Here is a 17,875-nt window from a genome sequence, read left to right as displayed (position 1 = left end):
GTCACCTTTTAAAAATAAAAAATTAGAAAAATATGAGATATAAGAATTTTAGAAAATAATTTAATTAATGATAATCGGGGCATTTCCCAATTCATTGGATTGATCTTGCATGTTTTCATCATAAAAACGTGACATTACCTCTCCAATTTGATGAACACCAATCACTACAGCTTGCTGATATTGCTTTTGTTTAAGTTGTTGCACGATAGAATCACAAATCTGTTGCCAGACTTGATCATTAGTGGCATTTCTAATACCGCGGTCAAATATAATTTCTACTGTACGTTCACATAGGTTCAAATAAAGTAGTACGCCACTGTTTAATGCGGTATCCCAGACCCCTAATTCTGCAAATAACTGCTGTGCCCTTAAACGTGTGTTTTGTCTATAGGCTTGTGAACATGGAATATGGCCTTCTATTACAACCTGTATTTCGCCAACATGTCCATGTTCTGCTTGTTGTACCGCATCAGCAATCGTCTGCTTATCTTGTTTTGAAAAATAACGGCTAGTGGCCGGAAAATAGCATAGATGTTTAAACCAACGTTTTAGGCTTGGCTCTACAGATTCCTCAATTTTTGGCTGAGTAATAATTTGTGTTGTTTCTGATGTTGTTACCATGAGCCTGATGCACCTCCACCGCCAAAACGACCTCCACCGCCTCCATAGCCTCCGCCTCCACCGCCGAAGCCTCCTCCACGTCCACCACCACCGGAGCCACTCAGAATAACCTGTAAAATAAGCTGGGCAATTGAGGTAATTAATAAAAAGAAGATTCCAAAACCAAGTAATAAGCTAGTGACTAAGCCAGCACCATTTACAAAACCTGCTACCGCAGCAGCAACACCAGCAGTAGATGCGCTAAGAGGTCGTCCTACAATAAATGACCCTACAATTCCCGCAACAAGAATAAATAGAGCCATTGTGAGGGTTGTTTGTTTGGCTTGTTGCTCTTCTGCGGCTTGGTGTTGGCGTTCTTTTAAATCTTGAGCAACTTGCTGAGCGACTTCTGGATCAAGATTAAGAATTCTTCCGATTTCATCAACGCCTGCATTTAAACCTTGCGCATATTGGGCTTGTTTAAAATAGGGTGTGATTTGGTTTCTAATAATTCGACTCGAGACAATATCTGGTAATACGCCCTCTAAGCCATATCCGGTTAAAATTTGTATACGGCGGTCATTTACCGCAACCGCAATGAGCAATCCATTATCGCGCTTCGCTGAACCAAGTTGCCATTTTTCACCTACACGCAATGCATAATCAAAGATATCTTCTTGTCCTGTTGTAGGAACAATAACAATACCGATTTGTGCTTTGCCTTGTTGATATAAACTTAGAATTTTTTGGTCGAGCTGCTGCTTCTCTGCCTCGCTTAATATATTTGCTTGATCAATAACAGGCTGATTTAAGGTTGGCAAACCACGAATCGATTCACCATCTGCCATGTCGTTGGTGACTTGCGCTTGGGGAGCTACGCCAGAAGCAGACTGCTCACTTTGAGAAGCGGAAGCTTGAGCCTGCTGCTTCTGAATAATTTTGCCCGCTACAATGGTGTCAGTTTCATCAGTAGCAGTTGCTATATTAGTTTCACTCCATGCTGCATTCTGAAAAAGAACACCGCAACAGAGCAAAATTAAGGTAATAACAAATACCTTAATTTGCTTAAGCTGAAGCAATATATTATTTCTCATGCAGCACTCCTTTGATTCTTAAAATTAATCAAAAGAAACTTTTGGTACCTGCTGTGCAGATGCTTCGGCAGAGAAATTGGCTTTTGGATGCATACCAATTACTTTTGCAGTCACTGCTTGCGGGAACTGGCGTACATATCCGTTGTAGTCTTGCACTGTTGTAATATAACGATTACGAGCTACAGCAATACGGTTTTCTGTTCCTTCAAGTTGAACTTGAAGTTCTTGGAATTGGGTATTGGCTTTTAAATCTGGATAATTTTCAGAAACAGCAATCAGACGAGATAAAGCCCCTGTTAATTGACTTTGAGCCTGTTGGTATTTTTCAAGTAAAGCTGGGTCTTCTAGAACTTCTTTATCAACCTTCAAACCAGCAACATTCGAACGTGCCTGTGTAACCTCGGTTAATACTTGTTCTTCATGCTTAGCATAGCCTTTTACAACATTCACAAGGTTTGGTACTAAATCTGATCGACGTTGGTACTGGTTTTGAACTTCAGACCAAGCTGCCGTTACGGCTTCATCTTTTACTTGTAAAGTGTTATAGCCACACCCTGAAAACAATAAGGTACTGGCAAGTGTCGTCGCGATCGCGAGTTGTTTAAATGTTTTCATCGTCACATTATCCTCAAGTTTTTCTTTATATTTTTAACCTCTTTCCTAGATTGTATGATGATTTTGGCATTATTGTGTTGCTTTTATTTTATTGATTTAAAAACCGGATTTTTCAATCCGGTTATTTATTAACTTAATAGTTGGTCTTTTTCTTGTTGAAAACTTGCCATTTGATATTCATCTGCCAAAGAACTTTTCCAATAATCGACCATACGACCATAATCCTTTTGACTTGGATGGAAATCTTTTTTGTAATATGCGAAATATTCCGGCATGAGCTGAACAAGCATTTTAACCAGCAAATATAAACCAAATAAATTACCTCCGATTTTAGGTAAGCTATTCCATTTATCTTGCCAAAATAAGCGGGTTGTTCCATAAAAAGCGATACTGGCAAATCCTGTGGTAACACTACGCATGAGTAAGCGACGAATACGATCATCCCCATACACATGCTGATAGACATCGAACGCCACTGAACGGTGCTCAATTTCTTCAATCGCATGCCATACCCAAAGTTTTAGTGCATCTTGATCTAACGTTTTTAATAGCTCTGGGTGCTGTAAAACATATCCTCCAAGTAGAGCAGTAAAATGCTCAAAAGCACATGTAAGGGCCAATTGCAGTTTAGGAGGAATCGTTCTTAAATATTTATCACGCTGATTTAGCCAGTTTTGAAAGCTGTCCAGATTATAATCATCACGCCGCCAAGCTTCATTAAACTCATCATGAGCTTTAGAATGCATTGCCTCTTGTCCAATAAAAGCGGCAATTTGAGCCTGTAATTGTGGATCGGAAACCTTATCACGTACATTGCGCACGCTATTTACAAAAAACTGCTCTCCTACAGGAAACGTTGAAGATAGTGCAGTTAAAAAGTGAGACATAAGAGGAGAATTCGCAAAATAGTGCCGCTTGATCGCCTTAGGATTAAATTCAAGGCGACGCACAGTAATACCCAACGCTTTTCGACGATTTAAATATGATTTTTCTGCCGTCATACCTGCGATGTTCATATTCAACACCTATTGTATTGAAGAAGGAAGCTTTGAGTATGTCGCGAGCTTGGAAGGCTAAAAAGGGCAAAAAAGCTTATTATATTTGCCAAAAATGTCAAAGTGACTAGCGGTAAAAATAAAGCCTGCATCAAGCAGGCTTTATTAAAAACTTTAAAAATGATTTTTAGATTAAACACCGAGGTAATCTAAGATTCCTTCAGCAGCTTGGCGGCCTTCCCAAATCGCAGTCACAACAAGGTCTGAACCACGGACCATATCGCCACCAGCAAAGATTTTCGGGTTCGAAGTCTGGAATTTGAACTCTTGCTTTTCAGCTGCCACAACACGGCCTGAACCATCAAGATTAATATTCGCGTTACCAAACCAGTCAGCTGGGCTTGGGCGGAAACCGAATGCAAGTAAAACCGCATCAGCTGGTAATACTTCTTCAGAACCTGGAACTGGTTCAGGGCTACGACGACCACGACTATCTGGTTCACCCATTTGAGTCGTCACCACTTTAACGCCTGTCACTTTGCCATTTTCGCCTACGATTTCGATCGGTTGACGATTGAACAAGAATTTCACACCTTCTTCATAGGCATTTTTTACTTCACGCGCAGATCCTGGCATGTTGCTTTCATCACGACGGTATGCACACGTTACATCATGAGCGCCTTGACGTAATGAAGTACGGTTACAGTCCATCGCAGTGTCGCCGCCACCAAGTACAATCACTTTTTTACCATCTAAGCTAATGTACTCACTTGGGTCTTTTTCCCAACCTTGGCAACGATTTACATTAGAGATCAAGAAATCAAGTGCATCATAAACACCCGCAAGATCTTCACCGGGGAAGCCACCCTTCATGTAAGTATAAGTTCCCATACCCATGAATACAGCATCATATTCTGCAAGTAATTCATCAATGGTGACATCTGTACCAATTTCAGTATTTAAGCGGAATTCGATGCCCATACCGGTGAAAATTTCACGACGGCGTTTCATTACATCTTTTTCCATTTTAAATTCTGGAATACCGAATGTAAGTAAGCCACCAATTTCAGGACGCTTGTCGAATACAACTGGCTTAACACCACCACGAGCTAAAATATCCGCGCAACCTAGGCCTGCCGGACCGGCACCAATGATTGCAACTTTTTTGTCAGTCCATTTCACGCCTGACATATCTGGACGCCAGCCTAAAGCGAAGGCTGTGTCGTTAATATATTTTTCAGCATTACCAATAGTCACTGCACCAAAACCATCATTTAAGGTACAAGCACCTTCACATAAACGGTCTTGTGGACATACGCGTCCACATACCTCAGGTAATGTGTTGGTTTGATGGCAAAGCTCAGCAGCTTGGAAAATTTGGCCTTCAGCAATGAGTTTTAACCAGTTTGGAATGTAGTTATGTACAGGACATTTCCATTCGCAATATGGGTTACCACAACCTAAACAACGGTGAGTCTGATTAGCGACAGTTTCCGATGTAAAAGGTTTATAAATTTCCACAAATTCTGCTTTGCGGACAGTAATATCTTTTTTCTCTGGATCTTGGCGTGCTACATCCAGAAATTGAAAGTCATTATTTAGGCGTTCTGCCATGTCTCTCTCCGTGGGTAGGCGCGGATTTCACTGTTGCCCGCACCTGCCTATGTCGTTGCAGTCGTGGAATTATTGTGGATCAGCTTGTGTTGTTTTCAAAAGCGTTTGCAAATTAGCAGCCTTTGGTTTCACAAGCCAGAATTTACGGCTGTAGAAATCGAACTCATTGCGGATTTTATAAGCCCAAGCACTACCTGTTTCTTTGATATGCTCATCGATAATACGCAACAAGAACTCTTTATGATCTTCCATAGATTCTGTTGAAATACGATTTAAATCAATCAATTCGTGGTTGTAGTAATCTACAAAATCATTATCAAGGTCAAGTACATAAGCAAAACCACCAGTCATGCCTGCACCAAAGTTATGGCCTACTTTACCAAGTACAGTCACAACACCACCTGTCATATATTCACAGCAGTGATCACCAGCACCTTCAATTACAGCAAATGCACCAGAGTTACGAACTGCAAAACGCTCACCCGCTGTACCCGCTGCAAAAAGCTTACCGCCAGTTGCACCATACAAACAGGTATTACCAATAATTGCTGTGTTTTGTGTTTGGAAAGGCGAACCTTGTGGTGGGAAGATTGAGATACGACCACCTGCCATACCTTTACCCACATAGTCGTTTGCATCACCTTCAAGACGGATGTGTAAACCACCAGCGTTCCATACACCAAGCGACTGACCAGCAGTACCAGTTAAGTTCATTACAACAGGATGCACTTCCATGCCTAAGTTGCCGTAGCGACGAGCAATTTCACCTGACACACGAGCACCGATCGAACGGTCACAGTTCACAACTTTGAAGTTAAACTGACCGCCTGCACTTGATTCAATTGCAGGAAGCATTTCTTCAACCATTTTCTCAGCCAATACACCTTTATCAAATGGTGCATTACCTTGTACTTCACAGTACTGTGCTTTACCGTCAGCAGATGGATGAGATGTTAACAATGCACTTAAATCAAGGTGAGCATGTTTTTCAGTTTCACCCGGTAATACTTCAAGTAAATCAACACGACCAATTAAGTCTTTCAATGAAGAAACACCTAATGCTGCTAACCATTCACGAGTCTCTTCCGCAATAAAGTGGAAGAAATTGATCAGCATTTCTGGCTCGCCAATATAGTGCTCTTGACGTAAGTGGTCTTGTTGAGTTGCAACACCGGTTGCACAGTTGTTCAAGTGACAAATACGTAAATATTTACAACCTAAAGCAATCATTGGTGTTGAACCAAAACCAAAGCTCTCAGCACCTAAAATTGCTGCCTTGATGACATCAAGACCTGTTTTTAAACCACCATCAGTTTGTACGCGTACTTTGCCACGTAAGTCATTCACGCGAAGTGCTTGATGCGCCTCACTGAGACCTAATTCCCATGGAGAACCCGCATGGTGAATTGATGAAAGTGGAGATGCTGCTGTACCACCGTCATAACCAGAAATGGTAATGAAGTCTGCATATGCCTTAGCAACACCTGCGGCAATTGTACCCACACCCGGTTCAGATACCAGTTTTACTGACACCATTGCTTTCGGGTTAACTTGTTTCAAGTCAAAAATTAACTGAGACAAATCTTCAATTGAGTAAATATCGTGATGGGGTGGAGGTGAAATCAGCGTTACACCTGGTACAGAGTAACGTAAACGTGCAATTAAGCCATTTACTTTACCACCTGGTAACTGACCGCCTTCACCTGGTTTTGCACCTTGAGCAACTTTAATTTGCAATACTTCAGCAGAAGTTAGGTACGCAGGTGTTACACCAAAACGACCAGATGCGATCTGTTTGATTTTAGAGTTACGAATTGTGCCGTAGCGAACAGGATCTTCACCACCCTCACCAGAGTTTGAACGGCCACCAATTGTATTCATCGCAATTGCAATTGCTTCATGTGCTTCTGGAGAAAGAGCACCTAAAGACATACCTGCCGAGTCAAAACGAGGCAAGATATCTGCAACTGACTCTACTTGGTCAACTGGAATCGAATTCGTTGTTTTTAACTTGAATAAGTCACGAATGGTTGCAACCGGACGGTTGTTAACCAACTCAGCATATACTTTAAAGTCTTCATACTTACCAGAGCGAACAGCCGTATGTAATGAGTTAATCACATCTGGGTTGAACGCGTGGTACTCTTTATCAAACACGAATTTGAGCAAACCACCCTGATCAATCGGTTTGCGATTTGACCATGCTGTAGCTGCTAATTTTTTCTGGTCTTTTTCAAGGTCAGCAAATGTTGCACCCTGAATACGACTTGGAACACCCAAGAAACACTGGTCTACAACTTCAGACGATAAACCCACTGCTTCAAAAAGCTGACCGCCACGATACGATGCAACTGTAGAGATACCCATTTTTGAAAGAACTTTTAATAGGCCTTTCTCAATCCCTTTACGGAAGTTCGCTTGCGCATGGATTGGATCACCTAAAAGCTCACCTTTAGCAATCAAATCATTGATCACGTCATATGCTAGGTATGGGTAAACTGCGGTTGCACCGAAACCAAGTAATACCGCAAATTGGTGCGGATCACGTGCAAAACCAGTTTCAACCATGATGTTAGCATCAGTACGTAAACCAGTTTTAATGAGGTAATGGTGTACCGCACCTGTTGCAAGTGCTGCATTTGCAGGCAAGAAACCTTGGCGAATATTTTTATCAGTTAAAACAATTAAAGTTTTACCATCACGAACTGCTTGTGCCGCTTCTTCACAAATACGTGTAATCGCAGCTTGCAAACCTTCTTCTTCAGCATAGTTCAAATTGATGTCAACAGACTCATAGCCTGCACGATCAATACTACGGATTTGCTGCATTTTTGAGTTAGACAGAACAGGGCTCGAAATAATGATTCGATCTGCGTGCTCTGGACCTTGCTCAAATACATTTTGCTCACGACCTAGACACGTCTCAAGGGACATTACAATCGATTCACGTAATGGATCGATTGGAGGGTTAGTCACCTGTGCAAATTGTTGACGGAAATAATCAGTCACATGACGTACTTGACGAGACAATACAGCCATTGGCGTATCATCACCCATAGAACCTACTGCTTCCTGACCACTTTCAGCAATTGGACGCAATAACTGGTCACGCTCTTCAAATGTCACCATAAACATTTTTTGAGCTGCTTTTAAAGCATCGCCAGTTAAACCTTGATCAACTAATTGTTCTTCAAGTTCAGGATTAGCCTTTAAGCGAATTGCATGATCACGCAACCATTCACGGTACGGACGCATGTTTTTAAGATGAGTATTTACATCTTTTGTATCAAGTACTTTGCCTGTTAAGGTATCAACTACCAAAATTTGTCCTGGTCCAACACGACCTTTAGAAACCACATCTTCAGGTTCATAACCCCAAACACCAATTTCTGATGCTAAGGTAATGTAATCATTTTTAGTAATTACCCAACGTGCAGGACGTAAACCATTACGGTCAAGCATACAGATGGCATGACGACCATCTTGAATTACCAAGCCCGCAGGACCATCCCAAGCTTCCATGTGCTTAGAGTTAAACTCATAGAATGCGCGTAAGTCCGCATCTAAAGTTTCTACGTTTTGCCAAGCTGGTGGTACGAGCATACGTAACGCACGGAATAAATCCATACCGCCGCCGACCAATATCTCAAGCATATTATCTAAGCTTGATGAGTCTGAACCAGTACGGTTCACCATCGGGTTAAGTTCAGTTAAGCCCGGCAACAATGGATTTTCAAATTTAGGAGTACGTGCTAATGACCAGTTACGGTTTGCTGTAATGGTGTTAATTTCACCATTATGAGCAAGATAACGGAAAGGCTGAGCCAACGGCCAACGTGGTAAAGTGTTGGTCGAGAAACGTTGATGGAACACGACGATGTGTGATTTTAAACGTTCGTCTGCCAAGTCTGTATAGAACTCAGCAATCGCAGCAGGCATCATTAAGCCTTTATAAGTGATCACTGTCGAACAAAGCGTAGTCACATAGAATAACGGATCTTTTTGTAATTGTTGTTCCGCACGGCGACGCGCCAAAAATAGCTTACGGTTGAACTCAACTTCGGTTACACCCATTGGACAGTTCACAATAACCTGTTCAAAAGCAGGTAAAGATTGAAGTGCAATTTCACCTAGTGCATCGTTATTTGTAGGCACAACGCGCCAAGCCAGTACGCGTAATCCTTCTGCTTCAATTTCTTTATTTAAAATATTTTTAGAATGTTGCGCTAATGCCGGATCAATATTTAGAAATACCGTACCCACAGCAAAAACTTCGCTCAGTGTAATATCACTCAGCTTTTTTGCTTCATCACGAAAAAATTGCTTTGGCATCGCCAATAATAAGCCGCACCCATCTCCCGTCTTGCCATCTGCGGCAATACCACCACGGTGCGTCATGCAACTTAAACTGTGAATCGCGGTTTCTACAAGATGATGACTTGATTCACCCTTCATATGGGCAATCAGTCCAAAACCACAGTTATCCTTAAACTCATCAGGTTGATATAAACCTTGAGCGGGAGCTACAGTATTAGGCGATGGCATGTGCATAGCGTACCCTTCTTTCAATAAGGCTCTTTCGAGCGTCAAACAAACAACTTATTTCTGCGATATTGCCTACGGACGATAGTTAGCTCAATGTTTCGCAAAAAAAAATTTTGGGCTGATAAGCCAATATACGCTGTTCCATAAATGCGTACACTGGTTTTTGCTAGAAAAATGTTTTGACTTATTTCGCACTCTTTTAAAGCAGTTCGACCCCACGACTCTGCATAGACTTCACTCTTTAGAGCGCCAAAATAGTTAGCAGTACATTAATAAGCACAAGAATAAAGCAAAAACTATGCCAACATGGTTTTTGAAACTTAAGTGTTTATATTTATTAAAAATAGATCAGTTTTATTCAGGCTATCATTTTAATAAATGACCAAATATGCACCACACTTGATCAAAGAGTATATGTATTTCTTATTATTGCACTATATTTGTGCAAATTATTCTTACCGTTAGTTCCCTCTTGTGCCCTCATTTGTTGCATTTTTTGGAGGAACTTCAATTGCACGATTTTGTTGAGCCTTTTTAGCAGTATCAACAGCAGAATTAGACTGGTGTACATCTACAACATTTCCCTCTGCATCTCGACGAATAATGGTTGTCCGAGTTGTAGAGTTCGTTGATGGAGCAGCCACTTTAGGTTGCGTATTTATAGCGCTATTTACACCTGCGCCCATAAGCAAAGACTCATCAATTTTTGGCAACGCAGCTGGGCGTAACCGCACTTCATAAGTTTGGCTAATCCCACCTTTCATTTCATCCGCACCCAAATCATTGACCAGTGGCACATAAGTCGAAAATTGTTGAGGTTGCGGCTTAATTGATTCAGGCAAATTAAGATTCAGTTGTGTTAACTGCTGAATTGCATCTTCAGAACGTTTAAATACGCCATATGTCAAAACATATTGTTCAGATTGCTTTTCTCCACTTAAGCGGAAGTAGATAAATTTATTTCGGTCCGAACGATTCTTTAAAAAGTTTTTAATAATATCTTCGTCAGATGCACGGAACAGCTCAAGCGTCCATTGTTTCTTGTTTTCGTTAATAAACTTTGTACCGCGGAACTCTGCCTCATGTTGACCAGATACAACCGTCCGAGTCGTTAAATCAAGAGGCCTAACTTCATCAGCTAAAGCCCCCAAGTTAGCCGTTGTTGCCACTTTTTCTGGCTGAATTTGCACTGGTGCGTCTGAATCGGCTGCTTTTTCAACTTCGACAAGCTTCTTACTATCAGTCATTACCCAGAAAATAAAAGCCAGAAACAAGCAGACGATACCACCCACCAACCAGATATATTGTTGAACATTCTGCCAAAGTGTACGTGATACAGTCATGTGTTACCTTAATTTATTATCCGTGTTGATTTGCCAAAATAGCTTGTTTCATGAGTTCAACATCAAAGTCTTTAGTAATTACCGCTTGTCCAAGTTGCTTTAACAACACTAAACGTAATTGACCATTGAGGACTTTTTTATCATGTGCCATATATCCAAGGAATTCATCCAATGGAATTTTTGGACATGATATCGGCAAATTAGCGCGTTGAATAATTTTTTTTGTACGCTCTACATCATCGCTCGAAATCCACCCTAAACGCTGTGATAAATCAGCTGCCATGACCATGCCGGTAGCAACTGCTTCGCCATGCAACCAAGTACCATAACCAAGGTAAGATTCTATAGCATGACCAAACGTATGACCTAAGTTGAGTAAAGCACGCTCGCCTTGCTCTTTTTCATCATTTGCAACAATACGAGCTTTATGGGCGCATGAACGATAAACAGCTTCAGCTAAAAGATTAGCATCTCGACCAACTAACCCATCCATATTTTGTTCTAACCAAACTAAAAAATCGGCATCACCTAACAAGGCATACTTAATGACTTCCGACAATCCAGCAGACAACTCTCGATCTGGTAAAGTGTTGAGTTGAGCCATATCAGCCAAAACAACTTGAGGCTGCTGAAATGCACCAAGCATGTTCTTACCCAGTGGATGGTTAATTCCAGTTTTACCACCCACACTTGAATCAACCTGTGAAAGAAGTGTGGTCGGAACCTGAACAAAATATACACCACGCTGGAAACATGCTGAGGCAAAGCCAGCCATATCACCAATAACACCACCGCCTAAAGCTAAAACCGTACAATCTCGGTTAAAACCAGCTTCGAGCAATGCATCAAAAATTAAATTTAAATGTTGAATATCTTTATATTTTTCACCATCAGGCAAAATACAAGTAGCTATAGTTTTACCCAAACTTTTTAACGCTTCTTGATAATGAGACAAATATAAAGGAGCGACCGTTTCGTTACTCACGATCATGACCTGTTGACCATGAATATAAGGCTCAAGCAACTGTTTAGGGTCAAGTTGACTGCCAATAAAAATAGGGTAACGGCGTTCGCCTAATTCAACATGTAAAGTTTGCATGAATTTATAAAACCACAAGTAAGTTTGGCTATATTAGCGTGTTAGACAAAATAAGTTGCAAAATCTTTTGAGCAAGATCACGAGCAGCACCCTGATTGGTTTCAATCGTATAATGAGCAACTTCACGATATAAAGGATCACGTGTTTTTAACAAATCACGCAATTTTTGTTCAGGGTTTTCAACTTGTAATAGAGGTCTGTTTTTATCGCGATACGTTCGTTGTAATTGAAGTTCCACAGGAGTGTAGAGGTAAACAACAATACCACGCTGCTTTAAAAACTCACGGTTTGGCGCTTGAGTGATGGCACCGCCCCCAGTTGCTAATACCAAGGCATTACGGGAAGTCAACTCATTCAAAACAATGGTTTCACGAGTACGAAATCCAATTTCCCCTTCTTTTTCGAAAATCCAAGGAATAGTAGCACCCGTTTTGCGCTCAATTTCATGATCACTATCTAAAAATTCACGCCCCAATAGTTCGGCTAAATGGCGTCCAACGGTTGTTTTTCCTGCCCCCATGGGCCCTACCAAATAAATATTTGGCAGGGTTTCAAACGCTTTGCTTGGCAAGGCGCCACCTATTTCAATTGCTTTCATTGAAAAATATATTAATGATTTCTCACTAAAGTGTCATTAACAATTCGTGGCGTAACGAAAATCAGTAACTCTTGTTTATCATCAGATTTCACATCTTTTCTAAATAAACGGCCAACTACAGGGAGGTCTCCCAAGAAAGGAACTTTGGTTTGTGAATTAGAAGTTGCCTGTTCAAATACTCCACCTAAAATAACGGTTTCCCCATTATTCACCAATACATTGGTGTTAATCTGATTTTTATTCAAAATTAACTCGCCATTAGGCGCACTATCGGCAACCGAGTCTTTTGAAATATCCAATTTCATTTGAATTTTACCATCAGGTGTAATACTTGGCGTAACATCTAAACTTAACAGCGCATCTTTAAAAGAAGTTGTGGCAGTTGAACCAGAAGCAGAATTAGTTGTAGTTTGATATGGAACTTGCTGACCTGTTGCCACTCTAGCTCGTTGTTTATCTGCAGTCATGACTTTTGGTGTTGAAATAACCTCACCATAGCCATCTGCCTGCAATGCTGATAGCTCTAAATCCAACATAAAATCAGACATACTAATTAAGCTAAAAGCTATGCTACTGGCTCCAGCTGAGGTAACACCCAAATCAACGTTTAAATTATCTGGCCGTTCAATCGTGTATTTACCTTCATCATCTGGTTCTCTTAAATTCCAAAGCGTCGTATCACTCCCCCCCACCAACAAACTGTTATTACTGTTCACTCCTTGAGATAATATTCCCCACTTAACGCCAAGCTCCTTGGTAAATGAAGTAGATGCTCTTACAATTCGCGCCTCAACCATGACCTGTTTGACTTGCACATCCAACAAATCAATCATTTTACGAATTTGATCAATCGACTGTGCTGTATCATTAATAATTAAGGTATTGGTGCGATCATCTTGAGTAATTGTTCCACGTGGACTCAACAAACTCCCAACATTATTGCCTAAACTATCAACACCCGTATTTAAGTTAGTAGAAGTTGATGTTCCGCCAGCAGAAGTCCGTTGTAAACCATTACTATTATTTGAGCCTTGAGTAATTAAACCCATAATATCCTGAGCTTGCGCATATTTAAGTTGAATATACTCAGTTTGTAAGGGTGCAAGTTTGACACTTTGAGCAACAGCCTTAGCTTCTTCCTCTTCAGCCTTAATCAACTCTGCAACAGGTGCAATCCAAATAACGTTACCATTTCTGCGTTTATCCAGATTTTTAGTTTTTAAAATAATATCAAGTGCCTGATCCCACGGAACATCTTTCAAGCGCAAAGTAATATTACCCTGAACACTATCGGCGGCCACCATATTAATGCCCGTAAAATCGGCAAGTAACTGTAGAACCCTACGAACTTCAATATCTTGGAAATCAAGAGAAAGCTTATTACCAGAGTAATTAGGCGTCTTATATAAAGAAGTTACGTTTTTGTCCTGCGGGCGCTTTAAGCTAATGGTGAGTTTATTTTCTGCCTGATAAGCCATATATTCATAGCTACCAGTAGATTGGATCGTAATAACGCCATTGCCTTTTTCGTTATAAGATTCGATGGTAGAAACAGGGGTCGCAAAATCGTTCACATTTAAACGTTTAGCTAAATGGGCGGGAATTTTAGAGCCTAGTGTTCTCACTACAACTTTACTGCCTTGTTGTTGCACATCAACAGGGGTATTACTTCCCAATAAATCAATAACAATTAACCCTTCACCTTGACTACCACGCTGAAAACCAACATTTGAAACACCCTGGGGTTGGATCGTATTTGTTGATAAAGGTTTAATAGCCGCTTGAGCTGAATTAATCTTTAAAATAAAAGTATTGCCTTCTATACGCGTTGTAAATGCACCCGCCTCTTTTAAATTTACAGTTAAACGTGAGCGCTGATCGTCAGAACTTACATCGACCGAGCTCGCTTCATTGGTACCAATCGCCACTTTTGACTGTGTTAAAGTCTGCTGAGCTTTATTAAAATCCAAAATCAAACGCGAAGGATTTTCAAGTTGATATGCCTGTGGTTGCGGCGGTAAACCATTAAACATAACTCTAATTTCTGTACCCTGACCTGCAATTTGTGTCGGTACAATATTGGTCATGCTGACCTGTGCAGATGCAACCTGCATAACTGCAATGGCTACAGCCCCCATAGAAAACTGACGGAATACGTGATTCATTGTCTGACCATCCCCAATTAAATAATCTTTAAAAATACTTTTTCTTTGTTATTCCCTAAATTTTAGGGTGCGGGTCCAATTAACACTAAGGTTCTTGGTCTCTCCACATAGCCTTCACGCCCATCGGGGACAATTTCTACCAGATCAATCTGAGTTGGACCAATATGGGTAATACGCCCTTGATTCATCCCGATATAGTTCCCCACCTGCACTCGCTCAATTTGCTGATCAGGTGATTGGATAAGAGCCAGTACTTGCCCACGGTTATTACGTATGCTTCCTTTCATGTTTAAGGATTCTAATGCATAACTTTCTAGAGGCTGAGGTGCACGTGAGAAATTCGGATATACCCGTTTTCCTGCCATAATTTTGAGCTCAGCAGCAAGTGAGCTTGGTAAAAATGGACTCTTTAGCTGATGAGCCGCATAATTAAATTGTGGTACAGGTGTGAAAACAGGTGCTGGATCTATCGGCTGTGGTGGCTGGTTACGTATATCTGCCATTTGCTGATTTACAGCGTCGATTCTCGAGTCACATCCGACTAAAACTAAACATGCCAAAATAGAAAAAGAAATTTGCTTAAGTTTCATTGTAATGCTCCTATTTCGACTGTGTATTAGCAGTAGAGGAAACAGGTGCTACTGAAGCCGAAGCGTTGTTTTCCGGATGTTCAGCATTTTCTACGGCGCCCATATAGCGATAAGTTTTTGCTTTAATAGAATAATTAAGCACAGGAATATCTGACTTACTATCTTTAACAGGTGCAGCTTCTACAACAAAGTCATGCATTGTCACAATACGTGGTAATGCCGCAATACTACTGACAAAAGCACCAAAAGCGTGATAATCGCCGGTTGCTTCCATCGTAATAGGCTGTTCAATAAAAATTTCTTGCTTCACTTCATCTTCTAAACGGATATTTTTAAACTTCAGGCCAGAATTCACCCCAGTTAAGTTAATATCTTCAACCAAACTTGGAATTTCGGTTTCTTTTGGCAGTTGCTCTAACTGCTGATTAAAGTTTGCTTGCATCTCTTGAAGTTGAAGCTGATATTGCTGCAAGTTACGCAATTTTGAATCTTTTTCTCGAAACTCATTCAACAAATTACTTTCTTGTGCCTGTGCATTATCAATTGCTTGTAGCTTTGGCTGAATAACAACAAAATATCCCAAAGCCAACACAGCAAAGAAAATAAAAATCCAACAAGTAATTTTCACAGATAATGGCCAGCTACCATAACTGTTCATATCTAGTGTGTTAAATTGCTGAAGAAATTTTTCTAAGGTGATCTTTTTTTTCTTAGATGGAGCTTGCTCTAGCGACAACTCATGAAGTTCATCCGGACTCATTTAACCGCCCCCTTATCCGTACTTACAGTCGTATTGGCGGTATCATCTGTTGTAGTCACCCCCATTTCGCCCAAATCAACAGTCACAATAAAACTGCCATAGCTATCTTCCACTCGAGGAAGCAGCGAACTCGCAGTCTTATCTTTTTTCTCTTCAGTCGCCAAGAAAGAGTTCATAAAAGCGTTGCGATACCATGGTGATGCTTCGAGGTTACGTAATAACTCCGCAACCGTATTTGGACTTTCCGCTTTACCTTCAATGGTAAATTTATCTCCAGTTCGACTAAATTTAGTCAAATACATTGCAGCAGGAGTAACACGTACCAATTCATCTACCAAACGAACGACAACAGGGCGCTGACTTTGTAATCCCTGAATAAGTTTCATACGCTCGATAATAGCGTCACGCTGTTCTTGCAGACCATTTAAGGTTTTAAGTTGTTGATCTAGACTCTGGTTTGTACTGGTGATGAGTTGATTAGCTTGTTCTTGGTCATTTAATTTTTGATTCAAATAAAACCACCCAGAAAATACAGTGGTGATCCCAAGAACAACTACCCCAAAACAAAAAATAATAAATTGTTTTTTTCGCTGCTCCCTAAGCCCATCACGCCAAGGGAGTAAATTAATTGTTGCCATTAATCAAAACTCCTTAAAGCCAAGCCACATGCCACCATTAACGAAGAAGCATCATTTTCAATTTTTTGAACGTCGACTTGAGGAGAAAAACCCATTTGTAAAAATGGATTGGCAATAGTGACTCGGTAACCGAGCTTTTGCTGCAACAATTTGGCAAGCCCAGGAATATTGGCATTCCCACCTGCTAGTAAAATATGGTCAATTTCATTGAATTGTGATGAAGAGAAGAAAAATTGTAGAGATCTAGCTGCTTGCTGCACGACAGCATCAAGAAATGGCTCTAAGACTTCAATATCATAATCATCTGGTAAAGAGCGCTCTTTTTTAGCCCGTCCCGCTTCTTCTAAAGACAAACCATAACGGCTTTGAATTTCCAAAGTAAGCTGTTTACCACCAAAGACTTGTTCACGGGTATAAATGATTTTGCCACTTTGCATAACCGATAATGTGGTCATGGTATGGCCGATATCTAAAATCCCAATGGTATTTGCACCCATTGGCAAGCTATCAGCAAATACACTAAAAGCACGCTCGACAGCATAACTTTCTACATCAGCAAGCTTAGGAGTTAAGTCCACCAGTTCCAGTACTTCTACTCGTGTTTCAACATTTTCTGTTCTTGTTGCAACTAAAAGTACATTCACGCGGTTTGGATTAGGCAGTCGATCTGGTAAAACCTCAAAATCAAGGCTCACTTCATCCAAAGGGAACGGTATATACTGCTCCGCATCTAATCGAATCTGAACTTCTCGTTCATCATCATTCATATCTGCATCCATTTCGATGGTTTTATGAATAACCGTCGATGTTGGAACAGCAATTGCAGCGTTACTGGTTTGGGGATTTGCTAAATTCATCGCCCGTTCCAAAGCTTCTGCAACTGCCTCTGGATTCAAGATATTTTTTTCAACTACACTGTTCTCGGGTAAAGGCATCAAAGCATAGCTTTCCACCAAATATTTACCGTTCTTAACAGAGAGCTCTAACAACTTAACAGAAGTCGAACTAATATCGACACCCATTAACCCCTTATTCGGTTTACGATATAACCTGAGCACACTATTGTCCTATTATTTTTTTATCCCCAAAAAAAATTACAAACCAATAATCTAGGTCTTTATTTTTACACGGATACAATATCTCATCTAACAATCCGCATGTCTAAAGGCTATACTGACCACAATTAGTTTGTATTCGATCTTATTAAAGCTTACTTATC

The 17,875-nt window shown here is 40.6% G+C and carries 14 protein-coding genes; all 14 read right to left on the bottom strand.

Going from position 1 to position 17,875, the window contains the following annotated elements; all coding sequences use genetic code 11:
- Window positions 1-60 precede the first annotated feature (60 nt).
- The 14 genes from RMB03_RS13120 to RMB03_RS13055 all read right to left on the bottom strand — a co-directional run bounded on the left by RMB03_RS13120 (window position 61) and on the right by RMB03_RS13055 (window position 17,714).
- Window positions 61-621, bottom strand: a complete 561-nt coding sequence (locus RMB03_RS13120; RefSeq protein ID WP_311076552.1) for a TPM domain-containing protein — start codon at window positions 619-621, stop codon at window positions 61-63.
- Window positions 615-1,694 carry a TPM domain-containing protein gene (locus RMB03_RS13115; RefSeq protein ID WP_311076551.1) on the bottom strand — a complete coding sequence of 360 codons (1,080 nt, stop codon included), beginning with the start codon at window positions 1,692-1,694 and terminating at the stop codon, window positions 615-617. Before RMB03_RS13115 ends, RMB03_RS13120 begins: the two co-directional genes overlap by 7 nt.
- Window positions 1,695-1,718: 24 nt before the next feature.
- Entirely contained in the window at window positions 1,719-2,309 is a 591-nt protein-coding gene (locus RMB03_RS13110; protein ID WP_311076550.1) for a LemA family protein, read from the bottom strand.
- A 128-nt stretch (window positions 2,310-2,437) separates the two neighbouring features.
- On the bottom strand, window positions 2,438-3,325 hold the full coding sequence (locus RMB03_RS13105) for a metal-dependent hydrolase (RefSeq protein ID WP_035358234.1): 888 nt from the start codon (window positions 3,323-3,325) through the stop codon (window positions 2,438-2,440).
- Between the two features lie 171 nt (window positions 3,326-3,496).
- Complete coding sequence (locus RMB03_RS13100; RefSeq protein ID WP_056482450.1) at window positions 3,497-4,918, bottom strand: FAD-dependent oxidoreductase; 1,422 nt, start codon at window positions 4,916-4,918, stop codon at window positions 3,497-3,499.
- A gap of 69 nt (window positions 4,919-4,987) precedes the next feature.
- The gene (gene gltB / locus RMB03_RS13095) at window positions 4,988-9,463 is read right to left on the bottom strand and encodes a glutamate synthase large subunit (RefSeq protein ID WP_171058514.1); all 4,476 of its coding nucleotides are present in this window, start codon (window positions 9,461-9,463) and stop codon (window positions 4,988-4,990) included.
- Between the two features lie 461 nt (window positions 9,464-9,924).
- Window positions 9,925-10,806 carry a hypothetical protein gene (locus tag RMB03_RS13090; RefSeq protein WP_311076549.1) on the bottom strand — a complete coding sequence of 294 codons (882 nt, stop codon included), beginning with the start codon at window positions 10,804-10,806 and terminating at the stop codon, window positions 9,925-9,927.
- A 16-nt stretch (window positions 10,807-10,822) separates the two neighbouring features.
- Complete coding sequence (gene aroB / locus RMB03_RS13085; RefSeq protein ID WP_003653806.1) at window positions 10,823-11,905, bottom strand: 3-dehydroquinate synthase; 1,083 nt, start codon at window positions 11,903-11,905, stop codon at window positions 10,823-10,825.
- Between the two features lie 28 nt (window positions 11,906-11,933).
- On the bottom strand, window positions 11,934-12,503 hold the full coding sequence (aroK, locus tag RMB03_RS13080) for a shikimate kinase AroK (protein ID WP_003653807.1): 570 nt from the start codon (window positions 12,501-12,503) through the stop codon (window positions 11,934-11,936).
- An 11-nt stretch (window positions 12,504-12,514) separates the two neighbouring features.
- Window positions 12,515-14,668, bottom strand: coding sequence for a type IV pilus secretin PilQ family protein (pilQ, locus tag RMB03_RS13075; RefSeq protein ID WP_205468440.1), 2,154 nt, complete (start codon window positions 14,666-14,668; stop codon window positions 12,515-12,517).
- 62 nt (window positions 14,669-14,730) lie between these two features.
- Window positions 14,731-15,258, bottom strand: a complete 528-nt coding sequence (locus tag RMB03_RS13070; RefSeq protein WP_003653811.1) for a pilus assembly protein PilP — start codon at window positions 15,256-15,258, stop codon at window positions 14,731-14,733.
- A gap of 10 nt (window positions 15,259-15,268) precedes the next feature.
- Window positions 15,269-16,018, bottom strand: coding sequence for a type 4a pilus biogenesis protein PilO (locus RMB03_RS13065; protein WP_005038271.1), 750 nt, complete (start codon window positions 16,016-16,018; stop codon window positions 15,269-15,271).
- Complete coding sequence (locus RMB03_RS13060; protein ID WP_205468439.1) at window positions 16,015-16,656, bottom strand: PilN domain-containing protein; 642 nt, start codon at window positions 16,654-16,656, stop codon at window positions 16,015-16,017. The genes RMB03_RS13065 and RMB03_RS13060 overlap by 4 nt, the downstream gene beginning before the upstream one ends.
- Window positions 16,656-17,714, bottom strand: coding sequence for a pilus assembly protein PilM (locus RMB03_RS13055; RefSeq protein ID WP_311076548.1), 1,059 nt, complete (start codon window positions 17,712-17,714; stop codon window positions 16,656-16,658). The genes RMB03_RS13060 and RMB03_RS13055 overlap by 1 nt, the downstream gene beginning before the upstream one ends.
- Window positions 17,715-17,875 lie beyond the last annotated feature (161 nt).

Source organism: Acinetobacter sp. V91_7, assembly GCF_031799075.1.
Lineage (GTDB): Bacteria > Pseudomonadota > Gammaproteobacteria > Pseudomonadales > Moraxellaceae > Acinetobacter > Acinetobacter calcoaceticus.
Note: the sequence above shows the minus strand (reverse complement) of the source record. Positions and strands in the feature narration are given on the sequence as shown.

Excerpts from the sequence above, each read along its gene's own strand:
- pilQ (WP_205468440.1), bottom strand. The coding sequence starts at position 14,668 with ATGAATCACGTATTCCGTCAGTTTTCTATGGGGGCTGTAGCCATTGCA.
- RMB03_RS13110 (WP_311076550.1), bottom strand. The coding sequence starts at position 2,309 with ATGAAAACATTTAAACAACTCGCGATCGCGACGACACTTGCCAGTACC.
- aroK (WP_003653807.1), bottom strand. The coding sequence starts at position 12,503 with ATGAAAGCAATTGAAATAGGTGGCGCCTTGCCAAGCAAAGCGTTTGAA.
- RMB03_RS13100 (WP_056482450.1), bottom strand. The coding sequence starts at position 4,918 with ATGGCAGAACGCCTAAATAATGACTTTCAATTTCTGGATGTAGCACGC.
- RMB03_RS13120 (WP_311076552.1), bottom strand. The coding sequence starts at position 621 with ATGGTAACAACATCAGAAACAACACAAATTATTACTCAGCCAAAAATT.
- RMB03_RS13070 (WP_003653811.1), bottom strand. The coding sequence starts at position 15,258 with ATGAAACTTAAGCAAATTTCTTTTTCTATTTTGGCATGTTTAGTTTTA.
- RMB03_RS13065 (WP_005038271.1), bottom strand. The coding sequence starts at position 16,018 with ATGAGTCCGGATGAACTTCATGAGTTGTCGCTAGAGCAAGCTCCATCT.
- gltB (WP_171058514.1), bottom strand. The coding sequence starts at position 9,463 with ATGCCATCGCCTAATACTGTAGCTCCCGCTCAAGGTTTATATCAACCT.
- aroB (WP_003653806.1), bottom strand. The coding sequence starts at position 11,905 with ATGCAAACTTTACATGTTGAATTAGGCGAACGCCGTTACCCTATTTTT.
- RMB03_RS13105 (WP_035358234.1), bottom strand. The coding sequence starts at position 3,325 with ATGAACATCGCAGGTATGACGGCAGAAAAATCATATTTAAATCGTCGA.
- RMB03_RS13090 (WP_311076549.1), bottom strand. The coding sequence starts at position 10,806 with ATGACTGTATCACGTACACTTTGGCAGAATGTTCAACAATATATCTGG.
- RMB03_RS13060 (WP_205468439.1), bottom strand. The coding sequence starts at position 16,656 with ATGGCAACAATTAATTTACTCCCTTGGCGTGATGGGCTTAGGGAGCAG.
- RMB03_RS13115 (WP_311076551.1), bottom strand. The coding sequence starts at position 1,694 with ATGAGAAATAATATATTGCTTCAGCTTAAGCAAATTAAGGTATTTGTT.